The organism is Actinomyces sp. B33, assembly GCF_028437565.1.
Taxonomy (GTDB): Bacteria; Actinomycetota; Actinomycetes; order Actinomycetales; family Actinomycetaceae; genus Pauljensenia.
On sequence record NZ_JAMRYR010000007.1, the window covers coordinates 1 to 5,955 of the forward strand.

A 5,955-nucleotide genomic window follows, 5' to 3' on the forward strand; every position below is an offset into this window, starting at 1 on the left:
TTGACGGTGGGTGTGGGGTTGTGTAGATTTTTTTCTTGTCGCCGTGAGCTGCTGTTGGGTGGTTGGTGGTGATTGTGGCCCGGTTGAGTGCCTGTTTGTGGGTGTTTGGTCGTGTGTTGGTGTTGTTTGTGAACTCGATAGTGTGTTTGTTTTTGTTTATGCCTGTTTTTTGTTTTTGAGTTGTTTTTTGGTTGGGATTGCCTGGGGTTGGCCCTGTTGTTTTTGGGGTTGGTTTTGGGTTTTTTCTGGATGTTTTTGTTCGGAGAGTTTGATCCTGGCTCAGGACGAACGCTGGCGGCGTGCTTAACACATGCAAGTCGAACGGGCCTGGCTTGGCGTTTTTGCGTTGGGTTGGGTGAGTGGCGAACGGGTGAGTAACACGTGAGTAACCTGCCCTCTTCTTTGGGATAACGGTCTGAAAGGGCTGCTAATACCGGGTATTCACTTGCTTCCGCATGGGGGTGGGTGGAAAGATTCATCTTTTTTTGGGTGTTTTGGTGGGGGATGGGCTCGCGGCCTATCAGCTTGTTGGTGGGGTGATGGCTTACCAAGGCTTTGACGGGTAACCGGCCTGAGAGGGTGACCGGTCACATTGGGACTGAGATACGGCCCAGACTCCTACGGGAGGCAGCAGTGGGGAATATTGCACAATGGGCGGAAGCCTGATGCAGCGACGCCGCGTGAGGGATGTAGGCCTTCGGGTTGTGAACCTCTTTCGCTCATGGTCAAGCCGCAGCTTTGGGTTGTGGTGAGGGTAGTGGGTAAAGAAGCGCCGGCTAACTACGTGCCAGCAGCCGCGGTAATACGTAGGGCGCGAGCGTTGTCCGGAATTATTGGGCGTAAAGGGCTTGTAGGCGGTTGGTTGCGTCTGTCGTGAAATCCTCTGGCTTAACTGGGGGCTTGCGGTGGGTACGGGCTGGCTTGAGTGCGGTAGGGGAGACTGGAATTCCTGGTGTAGCGGTGGAATGCGCAGATATCAGGAGGAACACCGGTGGCGAAGGCGGGTCTCTGGGCCGTTACTGACGCTGAGGAGCGAAAGCGTGGGGAGCGAACAGGATTAGATACCCTGGTAGTCCACGCTGTAAACGTTGGGCACTAGGTGTGGGGGCCACCCGTGGTTTCTGCGCCGTAGCTAACGCTTTAAGTGCCCCGCCTGGGGAGTACGGCCGCAAGGCTAAAACTCAAAGGAATTGACGGGGGCCCGCACAAGCGGCGGAGCATGCGGATTAATTCGATGCAACGCGAAGAACCTTACCAAGGCTTGACATGCGCCCTGTTCCTGCAGAGATGTGGGGTCATTTGGTTGGGGGTGTACAGGTGGTGCATGGTTGTCGTCAGCTCGTGTCGTGAGATGTTGGGTTAAGTCCCGCAACGAGCGCAACCCTTGCCCTATGTTGCCAGCACGTTGTGGTGGGGACTCGTGGGGGACTGCCGGGGTTAACTCGGAGGAAGGTGGGGATGACGTCAAATCATCATGCCCCTTATGTCTTGGGCTTCACGCATGCTACAATGGCTGGTACAGAGGGTTGCGATGTCGTGAGGCGGAGCGAATCCCTTAAAGCCGGTCTCAGTTCGGATTGGGGTCTGCAACTCGACCCCATGAAGGTGGAGTCGCTAGTAATCGCAGATCAGCAACGCTGCGGTGAATACGTTCCCGGGCCTTGTACACACCGCCCGTCACGTCACGAAAGTTGGTAACACCCGAAGCTCATGGCCTAACCATCGTTGTGGTGGGGGGAGTGGTCGAAGGTGGGATTGGCGATTGGGACGAAGTCGTAACAAGGTAGCCGTACCGGAAGGTGCGGCTGGATCACCTCCTTTCTAGGGAGCCCTGTTTGCGGGGGGCTGCTGCGTGCCTGCGTGTTTGTGGGTGTGTGGTGGTTTCTTGTGTGCTCATGCTGTGTTCTGGCCTGTTTGTGGGTTGGGGGTGTGGGTGTTGTTTTGGGGTTGGGTGTAAGCAGTTTTCTTCTGGTGTGGGTGTTGCCTGTCTTGATGGGTGGTGTTCGCGCTGGGGGGGCAAGCATGCTGTCGGGTTCACGTTCAACACCTGTTTGTTGGGCGTTGCCACATGGTTTTGTTTGTGGTGGTGTTTGGCTTGCTGCTTGTGGGGCTGTTGTGGTCTTGTGGGTGGTGTGGTGGGTTGTTGGTGATTTGTATAGTGGTTGCGAGCATCTTATTTTTTGTTCTGTGGTTTTGTTTAGTTTTGTTGGGCATTCGGTGGATGCCTTGGCATCAAGAGCTGATGAAGGACGTTGTGGCCTGCGAAATGCCTCGGGGAGTTGGCGAGCGAGCTGTGATCCGAGGGTGTCCGAATGGGGGAACCTAGCTGGGGTTGTGCCTGGTTACCATCATCTGAACGTGTATAGGGTGGTGGGGGGAACGCGGGGAAGTGAAACATCTCAGTACCCGTAGGAGAAGATATTCCGTGAGTAGTGGCGAGCGAAAGCGGAGGATGGCTAAACCGTGTGCGTGTGATAGTCGGCGGGCGTTGCGTGTGCGGTGTTGTGGGGCTTGTTTGTTCCTTCTTCTGCCGGGGGAGGGCGTGTGATCGTGTTGGGAGTTGAACACCTTGGGATGGGTGACCGGAGTGCGTGATAGTCGTGTAGGCGTACCGGTGCGGTTGTGCGTTGGATAAGTGCCCGAGTAGCGCGGGGCTCGTGGAATCTCGTGTGAATCTGCCAAGACCACTTGGTAAGCCTGAATACTACTTGATGACCGATAGTGCATAGTACCGTGAGGGAATGGTGAAAAGTACCCCGGGAGGGGAGTGAAATAGTACCTGAAACCGTGTGCCTTTAAGCCGTCAGAGCCTTGTGGGGTGATGGCGTGCCTTTTGAAGAATGAGCCTGCGAGTTAGTGATGCGTGGCGTGCTTAACCCGTGTGGGGTATGCGTAGCGAAAGCGAGTCTGAAATTTATGGCGTTGGTCGCGTGTTCTAGACCCGAAGCGGGGTGATCTACCCATGGCCAGGTTGAAGCAGAGGTAAGACTTTGTGGAGGACCGAACCCACCTAGGTTGAAAACTGGGGGGATGAGCTGTGGGTAGGGGTGAAAGGCCAATCAAACTCCGTGATAGCTGGTTCTCCCCGAAATGCATTTAGGTGCAGCGTTGTGTGTTGCCTGGTGGAGGTAGAGCTACTGGATGGCCGATGGGCCCTATGGGTTACTGACGTCAGCCAAACTCCGAATGCCATTAGGTTGAGCATGGCAGTGAGACTGCGGGGGATAAGCTTCGTAGTCGAGAGGGAAACAGCCCAGATCATCAGCTAAGGCCCCTAAGTGTGCGCTAAGTGGGAAAGGATGTGGAGTCGCGTTGACAACCAGGAGGTTGGCTTAGAAGCAGCCATCCTTGAAAGAGTGCGTAATAGCTCACTGGTCAAGTGGTTCTGCGCCGACAATGTAGCGGGGCTTAAGCGTACCGCCGAAGCTGTGGCACTCGCGCGTGGACCCTGAGGGCTTGAGGTTCTTGTGGGTGCGTGGGTGGGTAGGGGAGCGTCCTGCGTGCGGTGAAGCCTGCTGGGAACGGTTGGTGGAGCGTGTGGGAGTGAGAATGCAGGCATGAGTAACGAATGAAGGGTGGGAATCCCTTCCGCCGATTGACTAAGGGTTCCAGGGCTAGGTTTATCCGCCCTGGGTTAGTCGGGTCCTAAGGCGAGGCCGACAGGCGTAGTCGATGGACAACCAGTTGATATTCTGGTACCGCGTAATAACCGCCAAGTGTTGAAGCCTTTGTGCTAACCAATCGCCAGCATTGTGTTGTGACCTTCGGGTTGTGGCATGTGTGTTGGTCTTGGGGTCCCGTTGGTGTGTAGGCAAGCGTGTTAACAGGGGTGACGCAGACAGGTAGCCGCCGCACGCCGATGGTTGTGCGTGTTTAAGGTTGTGGCCCGCTGCCTAGGTAAATCCGGGTGGCTTGGTGGGTGAGGACTGATGAGGCTGGCCCTTGTGGGTTGGCTGGTGGTGATCCTATGCTGCCGAGAAAAGCCTCGACGTGAGGGTGTTACGCGCCCGTACCCTAAACCGACTCAGGTGGTCAGGTAGAGTATACCGAGGCGTTCGAGTGAATCATGGTTAAGGAACTCGGCAAAATTCCTCCGTAACTTCGGGATAAGGAGGACCTCCGATGGTGTCATGCCCGTGCGGTGTGGTTGCGGTTGGGGGTCGCAGAGAAGAGGGAGAAGCGACTGTTTATCAAAAACACAGGTGCGTGCGAAGTCGTAAGACGATGTATACGCACTGACGCCTGCCCGGTGCTGGAAGGTTAAGAGGAGAGCTTAGCCCGCTCTTGTGGTGGGTGAAGGTTTGAATTTAAGCCCCAGTAAACGGCGGTGGTAACTATAACCATCCTAAGGTAGCGAAATTCCTTGTCGGGTAAGTTCCGACCTGCACGAATGGCGTAACGACTTCTCCGCTGTCTCGACCGTGAACTCGGTGAAATTGCAGTACGAGTAAAGATGCTCGTTTCGCGCAGAAGGACGGAAAGACCCCGGGACCTTTACTATAGCTTGGTATTGGTGTTCGCTTAGGCTTGTGTAGGATAGGTGGGAGACTGTGAAGCTTGGGCGCTAGCCTGGGTGGAGTCGTCGTTGAAATACCACTCTGGTGTAAGCGGATGTCTAACCTTGGCCCGTGATCCGGGTTGGGGACAGTGCCTGGTGGGTAGTTTAACTGGGGCGGTTGCCTCCTAAAATGTAACGGAGGCGCTCAAAGGTTCCCTCAGCCTGGTTGGTAATCAGGTGGCGAGTGCAAGTGTACAAGGGAGCTTGACTGTGAGACCGACGGGTCGAGCAGGTGCGAAAGCAGGAACTAGTGATCCGGCCATGGCACGTGGGTGCGTGGTCGCTCAACGGATAAAAGGTACCCCGGGGATAACAGGCTGATCTTGCCCAAGAGTCCATATCGACGGCATGGTTTGGCACCTCGATGTCGGCTCGTCGCATCCTGGGGCTGGAGTTGGTCCCAAGGGTTGGGCTGTTCGCCCATTAAAGCGGTACGCGAGCTGGGTTCAGAACGTCGTGAGACAGTTCGGTCCCTATCCTCTGTGCGCGTAGGAAACTTGATAAGGGCCGTCCCTAGTACGAGAGGACCGGGATGGACGAACCTCTGGTGTGCCAGTTGTACCGCCAGGTGCATGGCTGGTTGGCTACGTTCGGAAAGGATAACCGCTGAAAGCATCTAAGCGGGAAGCTTGCTTAAAGATGAGGTTTCCATGCCCCGTTTTGTGGGTGTGAGGCCCCCAAGAGACTATTGGGTTGATAGGCCAGAGGTGGAAGCACAGTAATGTGCTCGTGAGCCGACTGGTACTAATGGGCCGACACTAAACACAACCCCCACCGCACACGCGATGGGAGAAAGCAAGAACAATTTTTTCATTGTGTGCTTGCAACCACTATACGAATCACGTTCAACCCACCCCCCTAACACCCCCCCTTTAAGCATTGATTGCGGGCGGGGAATAGGTGTGGGGGTGTGAGAGGACGATAGAGACTTTGTGGTGGTCATAGCGTAGGGGAAACGCCCAGCATTTTTTCCTTTTCGAACCTGGAAGCTAAGCCCTACAGCGCCGATGGTACTGCACCCTGGGGGGTGTGGGAGAGTAGGACGCCGCCACAAACACACATAATGTTGTGGGCCCGAACCAAACGTTGAACACACACACTGTTGTGTTCAACTCGGTTCGGGCCCACAACACACACCCACAACAACACACACCCACAACAACACCACGAAAACAGGGGCCCACACAGCCCGCGCAACACTAAAACACCCCACGCGCGAGCCTTTGCAACCCGGTGAATACGTTGAATCCTCTACTCGACGCCCGATAAGTCTCGACCGGTGAAGCGCTCTCTGCCAAGCCCAGAACTTGACATCACCTGCCCTCAAAAGGGGAATTGCCCGCGTGGAAAACCAGGGGAAGTGTGCTCAGGGTTGAATACCCGCCCAAACAAACTGT

The 5,955-nt window shown here is 55.6% G+C and carries 3 rRNA genes; all 3 read left to right on the forward strand.

The features are described 5' to 3' along the window. Positions 1-256 precede the first annotated feature (256 nt). Positions 257-1,821 (forward strand): 16S ribosomal RNA (locus tag M3T53_RS09770). A 373-nt stretch (positions 1,822-2,194) separates the two neighbouring features. Beyond that, positions 2,195-5,325, forward strand: a 23S ribosomal RNA gene (locus M3T53_RS09775). 164 nt (positions 5,326-5,489) lie between these two features. After that, a 5S ribosomal RNA gene (gene rrf, locus M3T53_RS09780) occupies positions 5,490-5,612 on the forward strand. Together the 16S, 23S and 5S rRNA genes form the textbook arrangement of a ribosomal RNA operon. Positions 5,613-5,955 lie beyond the last annotated feature (343 nt).